15 protein-coding genes and 1 pseudogene are annotated in these 18,468 nt (G+C 55.1%); 3 read left to right on the top strand and 13 right to left on the bottom strand.

The features are described 5' to 3' along the window. The 8 genes and pseudogenes from HALTITAN_RS25065 to HALTITAN_RS23075 all read right to left on the bottom strand — a co-directional run. Positions 1-267, bottom strand: a pseudogene (locus tag HALTITAN_RS25065) (transposase); the annotation flags it as partial. 149 nt (positions 268-416) lie between these two features. Continuing rightward, positions 417-1,616, bottom strand: a complete 1,200-nt coding sequence (locus tag HALTITAN_RS23045) for a CaiB/BaiF CoA transferase family protein (protein WP_338074272.1) — start codon at positions 1,614-1,616, stop codon at positions 417-419. Between the two features lie 50 nt (positions 1,617-1,666). Beyond that, positions 1,667-2,536: an enoyl-CoA hydratase-related protein gene (locus HALTITAN_RS23050; RefSeq protein WP_039860734.1), complete on the bottom strand. Its 870-nt coding sequence runs from the start codon at positions 2,534-2,536 to the stop codon at positions 1,667-1,669. Positions 2,537-2,651: 115 nt separating this feature from the next. Then, positions 2,652-4,142 carry an aldehyde dehydrogenase family protein gene (locus tag HALTITAN_RS23055; protein ID WP_039860735.1) on the bottom strand — a complete coding sequence of 497 codons (1,491 nt, stop codon included), beginning with the start codon at positions 4,140-4,142 and terminating at the stop codon, positions 2,652-2,654. A gap of 31 nt (positions 4,143-4,173) precedes the next feature. Beyond that, a complete protein-coding gene (locus HALTITAN_RS23060; RefSeq protein WP_085947171.1) occupies positions 4,174-5,316 on the bottom strand; it encodes an acyl-CoA dehydrogenase family protein in 1,143 nt (380 codons plus the stop codon). A 31-nt stretch (positions 5,317-5,347) separates the two neighbouring features. Continuing rightward, a complete protein-coding gene (locus tag HALTITAN_RS23065) occupies positions 5,348-6,157 on the bottom strand; it encodes a cupin domain-containing protein (RefSeq protein WP_201764708.1) in 810 nt (269 codons plus the stop codon). A 141-nt stretch (positions 6,158-6,298) separates the two neighbouring features. After that, entirely contained in the window at positions 6,299-7,204 is a 906-nt protein-coding gene (locus HALTITAN_RS23070; protein ID WP_039860739.1) for a fumarylacetoacetate hydrolase family protein, read from the bottom strand. Beyond that, positions 7,201-8,880 (bottom strand): FAD-dependent oxidoreductase, encoded by a 1,680-nt coding sequence (locus HALTITAN_RS23075; protein ID WP_009288536.1) that lies wholly within the window; start codon positions 8,878-8,880, stop codon positions 7,201-7,203. Before HALTITAN_RS23075 ends, HALTITAN_RS23070 begins: the two co-directional genes overlap by 4 nt. Positions 8,881-9,572: 692 nt before the next feature. Between HALTITAN_RS23075 and HALTITAN_RS23080 the strand changes: the two genes are divergently transcribed. From HALTITAN_RS23080 to HALTITAN_RS23090, 3 genes are all read left to right on the top strand, one after another. Next, positions 9,573-10,556, top strand: coding sequence for a ketopantoate reductase family protein (locus HALTITAN_RS23080; RefSeq protein ID WP_039860740.1), 984 nt, complete (start codon positions 9,573-9,575; stop codon positions 10,554-10,556). Positions 10,557-10,671: 115 nt separating this feature from the next. Then, entirely contained in the window at positions 10,672-11,814 is a 1,143-nt protein-coding gene (locus HALTITAN_RS23085; protein WP_009288538.1) for a CaiB/BaiF CoA transferase family protein, read from the top strand. 492 nt (positions 11,815-12,306) lie between these two features. Then, on the top strand, positions 12,307-13,239 hold the full coding sequence (locus HALTITAN_RS23090) for a LysR substrate-binding domain-containing protein (protein ID WP_039860741.1): 933 nt from the start codon (positions 12,307-12,309) through the stop codon (positions 13,237-13,239). A 61-nt stretch (positions 13,240-13,300) separates the two neighbouring features. On the opposite strand, the gene HALTITAN_RS23095 is transcribed toward HALTITAN_RS23090, so the two are convergent. The 5 genes from HALTITAN_RS23095 to HALTITAN_RS23115 form a co-directional block, all read right to left on the bottom strand. Beyond that, positions 13,301-14,491, bottom strand: coding sequence for a CaiB/BaiF CoA transferase family protein (locus HALTITAN_RS23095; protein WP_009288540.1), 1,191 nt, complete (start codon positions 14,489-14,491; stop codon positions 13,301-13,303). Between the two features lie 73 nt (positions 14,492-14,564). Continuing rightward, positions 14,565-15,803 carry an NAD(P)/FAD-dependent oxidoreductase gene (locus HALTITAN_RS23100; RefSeq protein ID WP_009288541.1) on the bottom strand — a complete coding sequence of 413 codons (1,239 nt, stop codon included), beginning with the start codon at positions 15,801-15,803 and terminating at the stop codon, positions 14,565-14,567. A 2-nt stretch (positions 15,804-15,805) separates the two neighbouring features. Next, positions 15,806-16,045, bottom strand: coding sequence for a ferredoxin (locus tag HALTITAN_RS23105; protein WP_039860744.1), 240 nt, complete (start codon positions 16,043-16,045; stop codon positions 15,806-15,808). Positions 16,046-16,093: 48 nt separating this feature from the next. Next, a complete protein-coding gene (locus HALTITAN_RS23110; protein ID WP_338074273.1) occupies positions 16,094-17,320 on the bottom strand; it encodes a cytochrome P450 in 1,227 nt (408 codons plus the stop codon). Between the two features lie 102 nt (positions 17,321-17,422). Further along, positions 17,423-18,118, bottom strand: a complete 696-nt coding sequence (locus HALTITAN_RS23115; protein ID WP_039860748.1) for an SDR family NAD(P)-dependent oxidoreductase — start codon at positions 18,116-18,118, stop codon at positions 17,423-17,425. Positions 18,119-18,468: the final 350 nt, after the last annotated feature.

Below are 18,468 nucleotides of genomic sequence, written 5' to 3' on the forward strand. Positions count from 1 at the left end.
TTAGTAAGGCTCAGCCATATTCAGGAACCGACATGGCATCGGCGGTTCTCTCGCCGCGACCATGAGAGAGCGAGGAATCATGGATATGAGGTCATAGCGCCGATTGAAGCGCTACTCGAACTCGGCCAGATAGCGTGTGACATGCGGCCCGTGGATGGCATGGTAAATGTTCTTGATGGCGTTCTTGTCGTTTCTCAGCAGGGTGTTGACCTAGTTGAGGTCGGGGCTCTCCACACTGGCACGTCCATCCCCGGTGATGTGGAGGTCCTCCTTGGAGCTGGACAGACAGCCTGATCTCGGCAAATTTAGGGTTCATGGTGATACACATTGTATGACTTTGCCCGAGTTTTCTGGCTGCTAGAAAAGATACCACTTATAGCTTTATTGATTATCTGGGGATAATAATTAAGCCAGACTTATACATTCCCTGATTGCCAAGCAGTACCACAACCACCAGTCAAAATCGTGTCATTATGCTGACCTAGCGTCGGCGGGGCCATGACGATTTCGTTAGGCGTGGCTGAAAACTGAAGAGGGTTGTTGATAACCTTGAAGGTTCCAGCCTTGGGGTGCTCCAACGTTTTCAGCAGATTATCTACAGTGTGCTGATCGCTGAACACCTCTGGCCAGGTACGCACCGGGCCGTAGATGGCACCTACAGCAGATAGAGCCTGATCCCACTCCGCCAAGGTTCGGGTAGCGAATATTTCCGCCAGCTCGGCGTCACACGCCTGCCGATTATTGAGTCGCGCATTCTTGGTTGCGAACCGGGGGTCGGTCTTGAGCTGGCTTGCTCCGAGGCCTTCGCATAGTATATGCCAGAACTTGTCGTTGATCGTTATGATCATGATGTCCCGGTCATCTAAAGTCTTGTAGGTGTTATTGGGCACAATATCCCAGTGTTCGTTTCCCATCAGCGGAGGAGTCTTGCCGGTGGCGTCGAAATAAACGTCACGGGGCACTAGACTGAAGATGGAGGCATCCATCATTGACAGATCAACTCGCTGCCCTTCACCGGTTCTTTCTCGCGCATGCATAGCTGTGAGGATACCAGTGGTGGCGATCAGCGCTGTAGCTAGGTCGGAAAATGGAAATCCCGTCTTTAGCGGTCCAGACTCAGGAGTACCGGTGATTTGCATTAGCCCCGACATGGCCTGGATGATCTGGTCGAGCGCGGGGCGTTTAGCGTCAGGGCCGCTGTGGCCAAAGCCGGTAATAGAACAATAGATCAAGCGCGGATTGATCTCGCGCAACTCCTCATAGCTTAACCCCACTTTTTCGGTGAAGCCGGGCCGGAAGTTCTCCACAAGCACGTCAGCCCCTGCTGCCAATGCTCGTGCTGCCTCCTTGCCGGAGTCAGATTTGAGATCAAGCGTAATGCCACGCTTATTGCGATTAATGGCTAGAAAGAAAACGCCATCTCCCCCTAGAGTAGTCTCGCCCGATTTGCGGAAAGGATCACCTTCAGGCTGTTCCACCTTGATCACGTCTGCCCCCGAGTCGGCCAGCATCATAGTAGCCATCGGGCCAGTCATCATTTGTGTGAAGTCGAGGACCTTGAGTCCTTTTAATGCAGTAGTCATTTCATCTCCCGGACAACTTGTAGTCATTAGCATTCAGCGACATGCTCATCCCCATCTGCGGGCAGTGGGGAACAGCGACCACATCACTTCTGGTCTTCGGAGTAATGCTTCTCACGGTCATGGTGAGACGCCTTAACACCCTTATCACGGCGTTGCTTCATGAAGTTGTATTCATCAGACTCATACCGCACATTGGTTGCCAAAGTGTGCAAGATGTGTCCGTAGGCAAACTGGCTCTGTATGCCCAACGACTCCATTGCCAAATTGGTAGCTGCCTTGCCCATGACGATACCGTCACGGGGAAGACGGACGATGCGCTCGGCCCACTCCTCACCGGCCTCCTCCAATTGATCCAGGGGTACTACCTTGTTGACCATGCCGTTATCGAGCGCGGTCTGTGCATCCCATATTTCCGCCAGCAATAGTAGCTCTCGGGCCTTGCGCGGGCCCATGTTGACCATTTCCCAGGCAGCAAAATAGGCGGCGCCAGAAAGGCCGAGAACCTGCTCGGGATGCCCCATCTTGGCATTATCGGCGGCGATCACTAGGTCGGACGCCTCGGTCAGATAGAGGCCGCCCCCCAGACAGTAACCCTTCACCAGCGACAAGGTCGGCTTCAGGAAGTTGAAAATACGCTGAAAGCGTCCGATGTAATTTTGATCATAAAGCAGCCGGGCTCGCTGGCTTGGCTTGCGGACACGTCCCTTCTCGTCGACGGTTGTCTCGCCGTACTCCTTGCCGACTTCCGCCAAGTCGTGTCCGGTGCTGAAGTCATCTCCGCCGCCCTGCAGAATGACGACGCGCACGTCATCGTCGGCTTCAGCACGATCATAGGCACGCATTAGCTCGTCGAGCATGGCGCTGGTCATCGCATTCTTCTTTTCCGGGCGATTGATCGTGATATAGGCCCGGCCATCCTTCGCCAGATAATCGGTGCTACCGATAGATGTCATTGTGGTTCTCCTTAGCGCCTCGCACGATCGTGCTCCGGCGCTACTCCCGGGGCGTGACGATTCCTCTAGTGTCGGTGGCCACGCCGGTGATGCCAAAAAAGGGGGACGCGTATTCTTAGCTAAGCTTGACGGCCACCGCCTTCACCTCGGTATACATTTCGATCGCGTCGAAACCTCGCTCACGACCCCAGCCAGATTGCTTGTAACCACCATAGGGCAACGTTGCATCTGGTGAGGAATGTGTATTGATGTTGACGATACCTGCCTGCAAGCGGCTGGCCATCTTGTGCGCCACGTTCAGGTCGCGGGTCCAAATGCTGGAGGCCAGGCCATAAGGAGAAGCATTGGCCGAGGCGGCTAGCTGCTCGATATCATCGTCGCCGAACTTCATCGCGCAGAGTACCGGTCCGAAAATCTCCTCATCATGTACCGCCATGCCGGGCTTAGTGTCGGTAAGAACAGTTGGCTGAACGAAATAGCCCTGGTCGCCGATACGGTTGCCACCAGCGAACAGCGTCGCCCCCTCCTCCTGACCGCTCTGGATATAGCGGGTCACGCGTTCCAACTGTTGTTGGGAAATGACCGGGCCCATCTCCGTGCCTTGATCCAGACCATGCCCAACTCGAATCTCGCGAGCGCGTTTGGCGACTGCCTCCATTACCTGATCGAAGGCCCGCTCATGCACATACAGGCGCGACCCTGCGGCACAGACCTGTCCTGCATGAAAGAAGATGGATGAACTGACAGCGGCGGCCGCCGCCTCAAGATCGGCATCGGGGAAGATGATGACCGGTGACTTTCCCCCCAGCTCTAGGGAGACCCGTTTAAGATTTCCTGTCGCAGCCTGGGTGATACGCCGACCGACCTCGGTGGAACCGGTAAAGGCGACCTTGTCGATGCCGGGGTGGGCTGCGATGGCTTCTCCCACCGGATCACCGCGCCCCGTCACCAGGTTCAACACCCCAGGCGGGACCCCCGCTTCCAGGGCGAGTTCTCCGATGCGCAGGGCCGTCAGCGGGGTCTGTACTGCGGGCTTCATGACAATGGTGCAGCCGGCGGCTAACGCCGGAGCGATCTTCCACATCGCCATGTTCAACGGGAAGTTCCAGGGAATAATCTGACCAACCACGCCAACTGGCTCACGCAGCGTGTAGGTATGCCACTCGCCGGGCAAAGAGATATTATGTGTGTCGCCACCCATTTTGGTGGTCCACCCCCCCATGTACCGCAACATTTCAGCGATGCCAACGACGTCGCCATTGCGGCAGAACACTAGGGGCTTACCACTGTTGATGGATTCAAGTTCAGCGAGTTCGTCGGCATGTTCCTCAATCAACTCGGCAAAGCGAAACATGATTCGGGTACGCTCGGCAGGCTTGATTTGGCGCCAAGGACCTTCAAAGGCACGGCGGGCTGCAGCGACCGCCTTATCAACATCGGCGGAATTAGCTTCGGCAGCGGTCGAGATGACATTACCGGTGCCTGGATCGATGATATCCGTTCGCTTCCCGGAGCTCGGTTCTACCTTATTGCCATCAATCAAAAGTTGATGTTCGCATTTCAAAAATGCCTTCGCGGCTTCGCTGAGCGCTGGATGATAAGTCATAGAGTGTGTCCTTTGTCGATTACGCTGATAGTCACTTGCCAAGCAACTGTCGAGCGATGATCACATGATGAATTTCGTTGGTGCCTTCGAGAATCTGGTTAAGCTTTGCGTCACGCATAAAGCGTTCCACCGGATACTCGGTAGAATAGCCATAGGAACCGTGGATCTGCACCGCCTCCAGAGCCGCTTCCATGGCTACATCTGTGACGTAGCACTTACACATTGACGATAACAGCGTTAGCCGACTCCAGTCGCCAGAATCGATTTCCTGAGTACTGGTGTAGAGTAACGTGCGGGCCGCCTCAACTTTCATAGCCATGTCCGCGATCTTAAACTGAATGGCCTGGAAATCGGCGATACGACGGCCGAACTGCTTGCGTTCCTGAGCATAGCGAATCGACTCATCTAACGATGCCTGCGCCAGACCCAGAGAGGAAGCGGCCACGGAAGGTCGGTTGAGGTCGAGAATTTTCATGCAGGCCTTGAAGCCAGCGCCTTCTTCTCCCAGCAGACAATCGGCATCGACACGCATGTCTTCGAAAAATAACTGGTAGGTAGGTGCGCCGTGGCGCCCCATCTTCACCTCCTTACGACCCACTTGGAAGCCTGGCGTACTGGTGTCCACGAGGAATACACTAATCCCGTCGTGACCTCGCCCCTCCGAGGTGCGCGCAAACAACAGGACGTAGTGAGCCTGTGCCGCCCAAGTGATCCAGCTCTTCTGTCCGTTGATGACGTATGAGGCGCCATCACGCTTGGCGGTGGTGCGAATCGACGCAACGTCCGATCCTGCCTCTGGCTCGGTGATCGCCACAGAGGCGATCGTGCGCCCCTTGGCGGCCTCGGGAAGGTAGCGCCGCTTCTGCTCTTCGGTGCCGAAGTGCAACAGTGGCAATATCAGGCCGATTGAATTGTTTGCGCAGAGCGTAGAGGCCGCCAACGAGGCCTTGCCGATTTCTTCCTTGGCGATGCAAACCGAGGTTAGGTCACCTCCTGGGCCGCCATATTCCTCTGGCACCCACATCTGCAACAGGCCGAGATCACCGAACACTTCGATTAGCTCTTCAGGGAACTCGTCAGTCTCTTCCATTTCTGCCACCAGCGGCCTGACCTTGTCATCGGTGAGTCGGCGCACCATGTCGCGGAGCATGTCTTTCTCTTCACCAAGATTCACTGTTGTCTCCCTGGACCATTCATTCTCATAGTCACGATTGCATAACATTCACGAAGCCCAACGCCTTCATTACCGGCTCATCGGTCACTCGAACCAACTGGGACCAGGAAGAGCAGCCTTCGATGTTGTACTCATGCCAGCAGGGCACTACAACCACATCACCACGCTCAAGTGTGAGAGCCCCAAGGTTCTCAACATTGATACGTACCTCACCAGCGGTAACGACGTAAATGTTGTTGTCGATCCGCCGCTCAGAACCATGAGACTGTCCTTGAGTCAGGCCTATTGCGTGAAGGCCAATGGTCTTAAGTCCTTCTGGAGCGATTTCCACCGTTCCACGTTCACGCATTCCCGCCACCAGATCCACTCCCTTGTGACGTAAGGGCGAGTCTGGTTCGTGACTCGCGACGGACTCATCCCGCTCCGGGTGGTTTTCGAAGAACATACTCTCGAGGTTCTGTACCAACGGCACGTCGAGAAAGTCGAGCCAGAAAGCCGGTTCATCGCCAAAGTTGCTGTGTCCATGCCAGTGCCAGGATGGTGTCAGAACCACATCCCCTTCAGCTACATCGACTTTCACTCCATTCACGATGGTGAAGGTTTCCGAACCAGCATCAAGGACAAGGCGCAGCGCATTCGGTGAGTGTCGGTGTGAACGTGCCGTCTCGCCAGGAAGTACCAACTGATAAGCACCGACCAAGTGACGACAGGTGGGGTATATATTATCTTCGATCGGATTGACCAGGATGAGGTTGCGACGCTCCGCCTGTTCGGGCGAAACGAAGTTACAGGCCTGATCCAAGGCCGCTCGGGCGTCGGCATAACGCCATACCGCTGGCACATACCTGGACCTAGGTTCTGGCCACATCTGCGGTTTCTTCTTCGCCCATCCAGGGGAAAGAGCCTTCCCCTCCAATCCTTCGAAGAACCCCTCGGGCGCACCGCTGGTCATTTTAAGAAAATCGGACATACTGCACCTCCTTTAAGCGCTGGCTGGCACTTTGGTTGCATTCCAGACGGAATGGTTGCCTACGGTCCCGCTAGTCACCGGCAGCGTCATGGTGCCGACCCCATCGATAGTGATCTCAATGATGTCGCCATCCTTCACTGGCCCCACTCCCGCCGGCGTGCCGGTCGCGATGATGTCACCCGGTTCCAACGTCGTCACGGCGGAGGCCATAGCGATCATCTCGGGTATGTCGACTATCAGGTCGCGAGTCACCGCCGATTGCCGGAGCTCCCCATTGACCGTGAGTGACATTTTGATGGCACTAAAGTCACCCATCTCGTCTGCGGTCACAATCCAGGGGCCCATCGGGCAGAAGGTATCGTAGGACTTGCGCATGACCCGCTCCTCCGTGCCACGCACAACCATATCGAGCAGGCAGGTGAAACCAAAGATGTAATCTTGACTACAGGCCGCATCAATTCCACGGCCACGCTTACCGATAATGATCGCCAGCTCGCACTCGTGATGGATCTCGCGACCTTCCAGGGGCGGCAAGACAATCGCATCATTAGGACCGCTGATGCTTGAATTGGCCTTGAGGAAGAAACCTTGACCGTTGGCCTTGTATTTAGATATCACCCCACTTCCGACACCGTGCTTCATCTCATCGATGTGGGCGTGGTAGTTAGCGGGGAAGGCGATAACTTTATTGGGCCACCGTACCGGCGCTTCCAGCCTGACCGAATCGAGAGGCCTTGCCTCTCGCGAGGCCACGGCATCAGCAAGCTGAGGCTGCAACGCTTCAAAATCTGCAATCAACCGCACCATGCCGACCGGTGGCCAGAAATTAGCGTCGAGGCCAGCAAGGTCAGTGACATCCACCACGCCCGCATCAGTCACAATACCGAGATGCTCTTTATTGAATGTAACTAGTTTCACGACGTCATCACCTCTTCTGCCTGCTTGCGGGACCCTGCAACGGGGGCCTTGGCGCCTCGAACGATATCGATGATGGCCTCGGCATCCGCTGGTGGGTCATCAGCTCGCCAAGCGACATGTCCATCGGGACGCACTAGAACCAGCTTACGTTCATACACGCCTCGCGCTTCGTTGTGGTCCAAATCGACCACTTCAAGCGGCACGCCTGATCGCTCTGCGGCTGCGACCAACTCATCAACGTGGACCCTGTCGTCGAAACGCATAAGGGTGAAATTGCGACCGAACAGGTCAAGGGTCGAGCATTCAGGGTCCAGCCACACATGGGGAGCCCGGTGACCAGGACGCGCCGTCTGCTCGTAGGTACTCACCGTGTCATCCGGCTCTGGAGTGCCATCAGGAGAGATGACCGGAGAACCCTCATAGCGAACACCGAGATGTATACCGATCGAGAACCATTCGCGCTTCATCGCTGCGGTGTAAGCGTCACCAAATTCCTTGCGCGCCAGATCCCCCTCGGGGCCCGGCTTGAATACCATCTCGTTGAGGCTCTCGCGTGGCTTGAGCATTAACTTGAGATTGCTTGTCGCCTCGTTGACATTACGAATAGCCACCGGTCGCATCTCGGTCTCATAGGTATCGAGCAAGTGAGGCCCTGCCCACCCCTGGATAGCCGCCTGCAGTTTCCAGGACAGGTTCACCGCATCCTGAATACCGGTGTTCATACCGAAGCCCCCGGTGGGCGAGGTGAGGTGCGCAGCATCACCAGCGATCTTCACCCGATTTGTTCCATAACTGTCCGCCACCAGCTGGCGCCGGATCCACGGCATCACCGAAATGATTTTAAAGTCGAAATCATCTCGCCCCACCGCACGACGGAATGCTTGGGAGATATCTTCTTCATTCAACGTGCGCATCGTCTCATCACCAACGATGGAGAAGCGCCATTGATCGCGACCATTGATCGCTACGAGCGTGGCCCAAGTGCCCTCGGGCCCAATCAGGATATAACGGTAGCCCGGCTTTTTGTCGTGCAACTCCTCCAATCCCGAGCATTCGATGATGGCATTGGTGGTATAGGTCAGCGCCGGAATACCTTTCATTTTGATGCCCAGGTTCTGCTTTACCTGGCTCGCGCCACCGTCAGAGCCGACTAGGTACTGAGCTTCGACCAACTCTTCCTCATCGGTCTGCAAATTCTTCAGTCGTACCGTAACGCCGTTGTCGTGCTCCTCGTGAGAGACATATTCCGTGCGATAACGGATATCTACTCCCGTACTTTTGGCAAAGCGCGTCAACACTGGATCAAAGAAGTTCTGCGGACAGCGCTCACGTTTTTCCGGGCTCTGCGGTGGCTTCAGCTCATCCTGCACCGAAGGGAATGGTTCGCGGCCGAACTCGTAGCCACCGGACAACTGTGACACCCATGCGCAATCCTGAGGATAGGCTCGGTTATATCCAGCATTATGGACCCAATCTATGATGCCCCAACGACGGCAAAACTCCATGGTCCGAATACCAACCATATCCATTTTCGGCTGAGACACCAATCCGTCACTTTGCTCAACGAGCATGCATGGAATTCCACGCCAGCCCAAGTCTCCAGAAAGAGACAGGCCAATAGGACCAGCACCAACGACAACCACAGGAACTTTCTTGGCAGGACGATTTGCAGACATACACTTAACTCCTTAAGCCTTTAGCTTGACCCATCCACATCTTGACCAGAGCGATCAGCGCGTTACCTAATCAGCCTACCCACAACAAGTTGATAACATCCAATACAGTTTGCGAATGCATTTATATGTATCGCGTCTTCCAGCACCAGAGTCATTACTTTGACCGACGACTCGCAATATATTCAGGCCATACGGGAGATCAAACCCAGCTAATGACACGGATGACATGTCTGAGCGGCGGTTTCTTTCACCAGCATTTTCTCTTTTGTTCACAGCACGACAACGATGCCAGCCCCCACGTTTCTCCCAGTCCTCTGTCGCTAAACAAGATATCCCGCCATTTGCTAGTTCAGTCCAATAGATTTCCAATTCCACAAGAGATGGTTTTCGTCTCAAATACTCTTAGCGTCAGAATGAAGCACGGGTGCCGCAGCCCCCTAGACAGAGCCTTATAGGATCGACACCTCCTCGGCTCTCGAGAGGCGAACCCAATGAGGCAATACTGTTTTCATATACTGGGATGACATCCTTGCGTTGCTTATGGCCTCCCTGCTTTCTCTCTGATATACCAGTGTTATCTAACTGACGTGCTGATTTTCAACTCGTCTTATAACACTTAGGCTTTTCTTAGTACCGACGCCGTCTGGTTGCTCGGGGCGACGAATGCCGGGAAACGGGATAGAGGTAACGCGATGTTAAAGGTTTGTATATTTGGTGGTGGCGCCATCGGAGGACATATAGCGGGACATCTGGCACGCGACGGCCAGTGCGAAGTAACTGTTGTCGCACGCGGCAACACCCTTGAGGCAATTAAGAAAGACGGGCTGAAGGTGATCACCCCAACCGAAGAGTTCACCGTCAGAGTGAATGTCTCTGAGGATCCTAAGGATTTTGGCGTCCAGGATTATATATTCTTAACAATGAAAGCCCATCAGGTCGATGAGGCACTCGAACAAATCACCCCTCTGATGGACGAACACACAGTGGTGCTGCCACCCACCACCGGCATTCCCTATTACTTTTTCCACAACTGGGAAGGTGAGCTCGACAATCGGCAGCTGAAACGTATCGATAGAGATGGCCGTCAGTGGCAACATCTACCGCCTTGTCAAGTGCTCGGTTGCGTCTACTGGATCGGTGCCCATTCCGTGGAGCCGGGAGTGGTTGCACAAGACGGTGCCAAGGCAGGGTGCCCTATTGGCGAACTAGATGGCAGCCACTCCAAACGTGTAACTCAACTCAGTGAATTGCTCGTCTCGAGTGGAATCAACTGCAGGGTCAATGACAACATTAGGGCCGCCATCTGGGTCAAGTTCGTCAACAGCTTGTGCTGGAACCCAGTGGCAGTACTCACCTTGGCGACGCTCGCCGAGATCAATGATGCCGGTGATGTCGTCCCATTCGTCCTCAAGATGATGGAAGAGGCCGATAGCGTAGCCACCTCTCTGGGTCTCGATATCCCCCAACCTCCGGAGAAACGCATCGCTATGACGCTTAACGCGGGTGGGCACAAGATGTCAATGTTGCAGGACCTCGAGCAAGGCCGGCCGCTGGAACTCGAAGTGCTCGAGCAATCCATCAAGGCAGTGAGTGAAATCTCCCGGGTACCAACACCGACCCTGGACATGGTCTTGGCCCTCGCCAAACTTCGTGCCTCCGCCATCGGCAAGCACTAGAAAGTGTTCCTTTCCAATATTTAATGACACCTAAGGGCCTCAATCTGATCTCTCACTGGGATGCAGGGGCTCACCGTTTACATTCAGCGAATATTCAACGTCAAGGAGTATTAAAATGAACACCGATCATATCGCCAATTCCGATGGAGACAATAATAGAGCACTCCGCCCGCTCGACGGCGTGAGGGTCGTCGAGGCCTGCAGCTACATTTCCGGTCCTTTTTGTGCGCAGATGCTTTCCGACCTGGGAGCAGAAGTGATAAAGGTGGAACCCCCCACTGGCGATCCATATCGCAAGTTCGGTCATAGCTGGGATGGCGTCGGCACAGTCTGGACCAATTCCAACCGTGGCAAGAAAAGCGTGGTACTGGACCTCAAGTCCGAGGAAGGTCTGAACGCATTCAAAGAGTTGCTCAGGACGACCGATGTCTACATCGAGAACTGGCGCCCCCGTGTATCTGAATCCCTGGGGCTGAGCTTCGACGAGGTAAGCAGGATTAATCCAAAGATAGTCCAGCTCACGATCACCGGCTATGGGGCCGACGGAGAGCTGTCAAAGGAGCCGGCTTTCGATGCTCTGATCCAAGGCAGAACCGGGCTCTTGAGCTACGAGGCAGCCGGAGACTTCCCCCGCGCCACCAATACCTTCCTAGCAGACAAGGTGGCAGCAGTATTTTCGTCTCAATTCGTACTAGCAGGTCTCATCGATCGCGACCGACATGGAAAAAGCGTACACCTACAGACATCAATGCTGGACATCATGTCCTATTATAACTTTCCCGACATGCTTCACAATCATACCTTCATTGAAGATCAGGCTGAGGTGACGCTTCCACCTCAGCCGGTATTGGCGACCCGAGACGGCTATCTGGTGCTGTCTCCCGTCTCGGGCAAACAGTTAGGGCGGACACTGGAAGCCGTCGGACATCCTGAATGGAAGGAGGAGCTGAAACAGATTACCGACCGTAAGGAGATGACCCATACATTCTTCCGACGCATCGCCGAGCCGCTGAAGGAAAAAACTACCCAAGAATGGCTGGTGCGGTTCCAGGAGTTGGATGTCCCCGCCGGGCCGGTGAACCAGCCCGTCGATCATCTGAGTGACGCTCAAGTCTTGCATAACGAGCTGTACTCTGAGCTGAAGACTCGATCGGGCACTGTTCGAGCCATCCGTTATCCGGCAACTTTCAATGGTCAAAAATTCACTCCGCGCGGGCCAGCTCCAGCCCTGGGTCAGGACAACGACGAGCTACTTTAATACCGAAGCCTCGACATCACACAACCTACTCAAGGGTGGATATGGATATGCAGGGCTTGTCCTCAGTTGGACATGTCCTCCGAGCCCTTCCACCCCTGAGCGGCATCGGTCGCCTGAATATTGCTACCCCCGTGAACGGTCTGGTTACCTACCCACTCTCGCTACCCGGCTGAACCGGTTTAAGCCCGCTAGCAACGCTGCGCAAGCCACACTCGGCATCTCATCGAATACGACGCCCTAGCGAGCCCAGAAAACAGGCCGGTCTAGGCTTACATTACTGAGAAAGCCAAGATCTGAAACCAAAGTAACCCCCCGGTGTGTGCCCCCCTTCACCATAGATGGTCAGTCACCAGGATAACGAGCCGCAAGAGTCATCGGGTACTAGACACGAGCTGGCCTGCGACGAAGGGCGGGATTGCCTCTTCGCGATGTCTAGGTACTATAAAGCCATATCATTAGAGTGCTAACTGTCACGTATCAAGGAGAGTGACTATGAATATGCGGCAACTCCAGTATTTTCTCGCGGTGGCGCAAGAGCTCAATTTCACTCGAGCAGCTGAACGCGTCAATATCGCTCAACCTCCGCTGAGCCAGCAGATCATCGCTCTGGAGGAAGAACTAGGTACACCACTGTTTACACGCGAGAAGCGCAAGGTCAAGTTGACCCCAGCAGGCGCTGTACTCGTCGAGCATGCTAAGCGTGTCCTCAACGCCGCTGAGGCTGCGGTAGCCGCGGTTCGCGCTGGCGACCGCGGCGCTCAGGCCACGCTCACGGTCGGGGCCATTTATTCCTCGATTTACTCTTTCCTGCCAGCCACATTGAGAATCTTCAATACAATAGTGCCAAATACTGAAGTCAGTCTTCAGGAGATGACGATTTCTCAACAGATCACAGCGCTGAAAGAGGGCATTATCGAGGTAGGTCTGGTACGCGGACGCATTCATGACCGGGACATTGCCACCGAGTTGCTCTATCGCGAACTCTTCGTAGTTGCTGTCCCCGAAGGCAGTCAGTATGACCAAGTAGGAGAGGTTACGATTGAAGAATTATCCTACTGCCCGCTGATCGCCGTGTCGCGGGGAACAGCCAGCGGGTACTCCGATCGCATCCTCGACCTGTTCGAAGACGATGACCTGCAGCCGAGAATCGTTAATGAGGTCAAGGATATGCACACCTCTGTCTGCCTTGTGTCAGCGGGTATGGGTGTATCCATCGTCCCTGCCATTATGCAGCTCATGCAGTCGCAAGGCGTAGTCTATCGTCCCTTGCGGGTCAGGAAGGGTACAGGGGCCTCCTTTTCACTCGCTTGGAGAAAAAACAACGAATCACCCCAGTTGGAGTCCTTCTTCGAGGCAGCCAGAGCCAATGCCAACGAGCTGATGAGCAATCATCCTCAGCTATTCCTCCATAAGGTCGGCAAATAAAGCTGGAATTGGCTTCAATGGGGAAATAGAGTCGTCGATATGGTCACACTCCGGACCTCTCTTAGGCGCTGCGGGAAGAACCTTGTTGGGTTCTATTGACACCCAACGTCTCGACGATTTCGTCATTATGCTCTCCGAGCAAGGGAGATGGACGCATATCGGCAGAGTCTCCAGCGGAGAAGCGGACGGGGGGACGCATTTCCAGGTAGCCACCCTCACTAGGGTGGGTCCTCTTTCGGAAGAAGCCAACCGCTTGCAGGTGTGGGTCCTGGAACACTTCATCCAAGTCGCTGACGCGGTTGGCCGGAATATCGTGTGACGCCATCAGCATTAGCCAATCGTCAGTAGTACGCGTCAGCATGAGCTCCCGCATTTTGATCTGCATACGATCCAGATGCTGGAAACGCGAGCGCGCACTGTTCAACCGGTTATCCGTCAGGAAATCGGCATATCCCGTGACCTCGAAAAAACGTACCCAACGCTCGTCGGTATAAGGCGCCACTGCAATGTAGCCATCTGCCGTTTGCATCGGCTGGCGATGGGGATCCAGTTGTCGTGGATAGCCTGCCGTCTCATTAGGGGGTAAGAAGGTGCGACCGTACATGTGCTCCTGGAGAAGAAAATGCGTGAAACTTTCGAACATTGGCACTTCCACGTGCTGACCCGCGCCCGTGCGCTGGCGATGGAACAGCGCTGCTAGCACTGCATAGACTCCATGGAGACCGGAGACTTTGTCCGCCATTGCCATGGGCAGGAAGCGCGGGGCAGGATTATCATCGGTGCGTGGCAACAGGCTTGCTGCCCCTGACGCGGCCTGGATGATGTCATCATAGGCCGCACGGCCAGCATAGGGGCCTTCGGTGCCGAACCCCGAGCAATGTACATAGATGATATCATCCCTGAGCCGTTTGACCGCCTCGTAACCGAGTCCTAGTCGCTCAATTGCATCCGTACGCAGGTTGTGGATGAACACATCGCTTTGCTTGAGCAGACATCTTAGCTCAGCCTGCCCTTCGGGCGTCTTGAGATCCCAGGTAACTGAGCGCTTGCCGCTGTTAACGGTCATGTGGCATGGCCCCATCCCACGAGTCGCTGCAGGCTTTCCAACACGCCGTACCTCGTCCCCTCTGGCCGGCTCGATCTTGATAACGTCAGCCCCCATGCTGGCCAGCGTTGCAGTGCAGTAGGGTCCGAAGATCACTGACGTCATGTCTACGATACGGATGCCCTCAAGCATATTGTTTCCGGCCATCAGTCAACTTCCATTCTAAGTTCGCCTAGCAGGGTACAAGCATGCCAGGACGAAGAGTACAATTCCCACATAATTAGGCGGTGGCCAGTAACTGGCGCAGATCGCACGAAACTCCCGCTACCTTTAGTGGAGTCGGATTACACTTATTCATCAACAGTCTGCGCCCCATCATATGATCGGCAGGGCTATTTATGGACTCGACGCAAACGAGGCGCCCCCGACGATAACGAAACACCGAGAATTTATCGGACTCGGGATCACCACGGACCACCGCAGTGTCGTCTCGCCGGGCCACGCCAGCGATTTGCAGGCGTGAACTGGCCTGCTCACTCCAGAACGTCGGTACTTGATCGTATCGGCCGTGCCCCCCCGTCAGGCGCTCGGCAATGCAACGTCCTTGATCAACCGCATTCTGAACGGACTCAAGCCGGATACACTGGCCGTTGTCAAACGCATACGGGAAAGCAGCACAATCGCCAATAGCGGAAATCGCCACATCCCGAGTGCCCAGCACCGGATTTACGACGATACCGTTTTGCACCTGAAGCCCGGCCGATTCCGCGAGATCGGTGTTGGGTACCACACCGATCGCCACTAGCACTAGGTCGGCAGACAAGCGACTTCCGTCCTGGAGCTCGACCCCTGAGACACGCCCGGCGTCAGCATGAATCGCAACAACCTGGCTACTGAAGGAGAAGCGCACGCCATTGCGTTCATGCAGGCGACGAAACGCTTGCGAAACTTCCGGCGACACCACACGCTCCATTGTCCTCTCAGTGGCCTCAACGATGAGCACTTCAGCACCACGCACAGCCGCCATGGACGCCACCTCGAGGCCAAGAAAGCCAGCACCTACCACTACGACGTGCTTCGCCGTGGCCATCCGATCCTTAAGTGCTTCGGCATCATCTAAGGTGCGCAACGAAAGGACGCCATCCAGATCAAGGTCTTGGCACGGCAGCATGCGGTTACGTGAACCTGTCGCCAGGATCAGGTGATCATAGGCAACGGCCGGCCCAGAGGCTAGCGTGAGTTGCCTGGTAGGACGATCAATCGAAGTCACGCGCTCGCCAGCCAAGTGCTGGATTTCCGCTTGCACAAAGAACTCCGGCAGCTCAAGGATCACATCGGCGGCATCGAAGTCACCACTCAGGAAACCCTTCGAGAGCGGCGGCCGCTGATAAGGAGAACAACATTCGTCTCCAATTAATAGTAGCCTACCTTCGTAGCCCTCATCGCGCAACGAGCTCGCCGCCTGCAGTCCCCCTTGACCGGCACCCACGATAACGATTGTGCTCTCCTTTCCCAACACGGCTATGCCTCCTTGTTTTCCTTAGGTATCTGCTCGGCCTTGATTGCCTTAGAGGGGCACTTACGTACGGCTCCAAGCACTTTCTCATATAGCTCTTCCGGGGGTTCGTTCTGCACCAATTTGACCACGCCGTCCTCGTCGCGCTGATCGAATACCTCATCGGTCGATAGCACACAGAGTCCCGCGCCGACACAGACATCTTGGTTCACGGATACAATCAATTTATAGTCGTGGTTCGCCATGTTCTCACTCCAATATTGTAATTGAGCCACCCAGACGGGAGGCGAGAGTTACCAGGTCACGGGCAGCTTCTGAAGACCCAGCACGAAATGATCGCCCTTGGCCTCGATTTTCTCCTGCGGCACGGCGAAATTCAGATTAGGTAGACGTTCGAAGAGCGTGCTGAATACCGTCTGCAACTCGACTCGTGCCAACGGCTGCCCCAGACACTGGTGAATACCGAAGCTGAAGGCTACGTGGTGATCCGCCTTGCGGGTAATATCAAACTTATCGGGATTCTCGAAGGCGGCACTATCGCGGTTGGCACCGGCAATCAGTGCAATGACACCATCGCCCTTACGAATCAACTGTCCGGCCACCTCAACATCCTCCTTGGCTACACGGATGGCGTTGTAATGCACGATGGTATGGAAGCGCAGCATCTCTTCCACCGCATTACGCAATAGCGAGGGGTCATCACGCAACAACTGAAGCTGATCGGGGTTGGTCAAGAAGCTGTATACTCCCAAGGCCATCTGGTTGGCCGTGGTCTCATGACCCGCCATCAGCAGCAAATCGGCCATCACCACCAGCTCGCGGTGCGACAGGTGGCCCGGCTGCACTTGTTCAACGATCAGGCGGCTGAGCAGATCATCCTCAGGCTTGGGGTTCTTCGCACGCTCGGTGATTAAAAGATCCAAGTAATCGAGAATCTTCTTCGATGCCTCCTTAGGTATTTCCGGATCTACATCAAGCAAGACCTTGCGGCGGCTTTGCTCCTGGAAGAAGGCATGATCCTCGTGTGGTACGTCCAGCAGACCTGCGATGACCTCAGAGGTCAGCGGCAAGAAAAGATCCTCCACCAACTCGGCTGGCGGCCCTTTCTCCAGGATTTCATCGAGCCGAGCATCGAAGATCGCCTGGATTTTCGGTTGGAGTGCCGTCACTCGCTTAATCATGAACTCTTTGGTGAGCATGCGGCGATGCTGACCATGCTCTGGCGGATCCATACGGATGAAAGCCGGCTCGGCATCCAGTACTGCGTCACGCGCTGGCGATAGGCTCGGATAGCCGGGCGTTGAAGGATCTGTACTAAAGCGGTCGCGATCGCCCAGCACAGTCCGCACATCCTCATATCGTGTCACTAACCAAGCGGGTGCACCATTCCACATCTGCACCTTGGTCAGGCCGGGCTCCTCCTGCGACTCCTTATATTCCTGGGGTGGATGAAATGGACACTGCCGAGGCATTGGGAAAGACGGCATTTTCTCACTGGGCGAAGACATGGAATTCTCCATCAAAGGTTGTGCTTGTCTCGATTGGCTATTGGCCGTTGCGCGAACTCCTCACCCTTAGGTGAGTTGCCGGGGCTTTCACTTAGCCCCCAGTATCTCGGCGAACTACAGCCCACCATTGACATCTACAGTGGCGCCAGTCATATAGCTGGCTTCGTCGCTGACGAGGAAGCCAACGACCGATGCAATCTCTTCGGGTTCCGCGGCACGCTGAAGTCCCGAACCCGCTATCAGCTTGTCGCGAATTTCCTTCGGCACTTTCTCCCCCATGGCCGTATTGATGGTACCAGGCGAAACCGCGTTGACGCGGATCCCGTGCGGCCCCAGCGGCTTGGCTAAGCTTTTGGTGAGATTGATGACTGCTGCTTTAGAACCACCATAATCGATGATGCCGCTGCCGATATTGCCCACAATCGAGGCGAGGTTGACGATAACCCCGCCTTCGCCTACCTCGACCAACCGCTTAGCCACTTCCTGGGAGAGTAGAAAGGGAGCACGAGCATTAACACCATACGTGAAGTCGTAGTCTTCTGCTGTGATGTCGAAGAAGGTCTTGCCATGCCATACACCAGCATTATTGACGAGAATCCGGATAGTGCCGTATTCGCTGTCGATAGTTTGAATCGCCTCCTTGATCTGGTCGTAACTGGTGACATCACAGCGCTGATAGGCGTACTCACCCTTACCACTGTCGGCGACATCGAGTCCCACCACGGTGTAGCCACGGCTATCCAGCACCTTGCAGATAGCCTGGCCAGTCAAGCCATTGGATCCGGTCACAACTGCTACGCTTTTCGTCATTGGGTTCTCTCCTGAGTCACATATTTTGGCTGATTTTTTAGGTCGATGTACCTATGCCAATCTTACGTCCAAGCGATCATTGATTCACTTGGCTGTTCGTCGGGGAATCGGTTTCTGATCCTGTAACCCCCTTTTTATAAATAAACAGGTCGGAGAGGTGTGCGTCCAAGATTTTTTACCAATCCCTTAAGACGGCAAACCTCTGGCGTATTGGCAGAAAAAGAGAACTCGTCAAGATCACGCCTGGGAGCAAGGTTTCGGCGTGGTCATATAGTGTATTCATTGAAGGATATCCCTCAGGCGCGCTTAAGCGTGATCCCGCCGGTCTCTCGATCCCAGCAGTCCGACGT

This window comes from Vreelandella titanicae BH1 (assembly GCF_000336575.1).
GTDB lineage: Bacteria > Pseudomonadota > Gammaproteobacteria > Pseudomonadales > Halomonadaceae > Vreelandella > Vreelandella titanicae.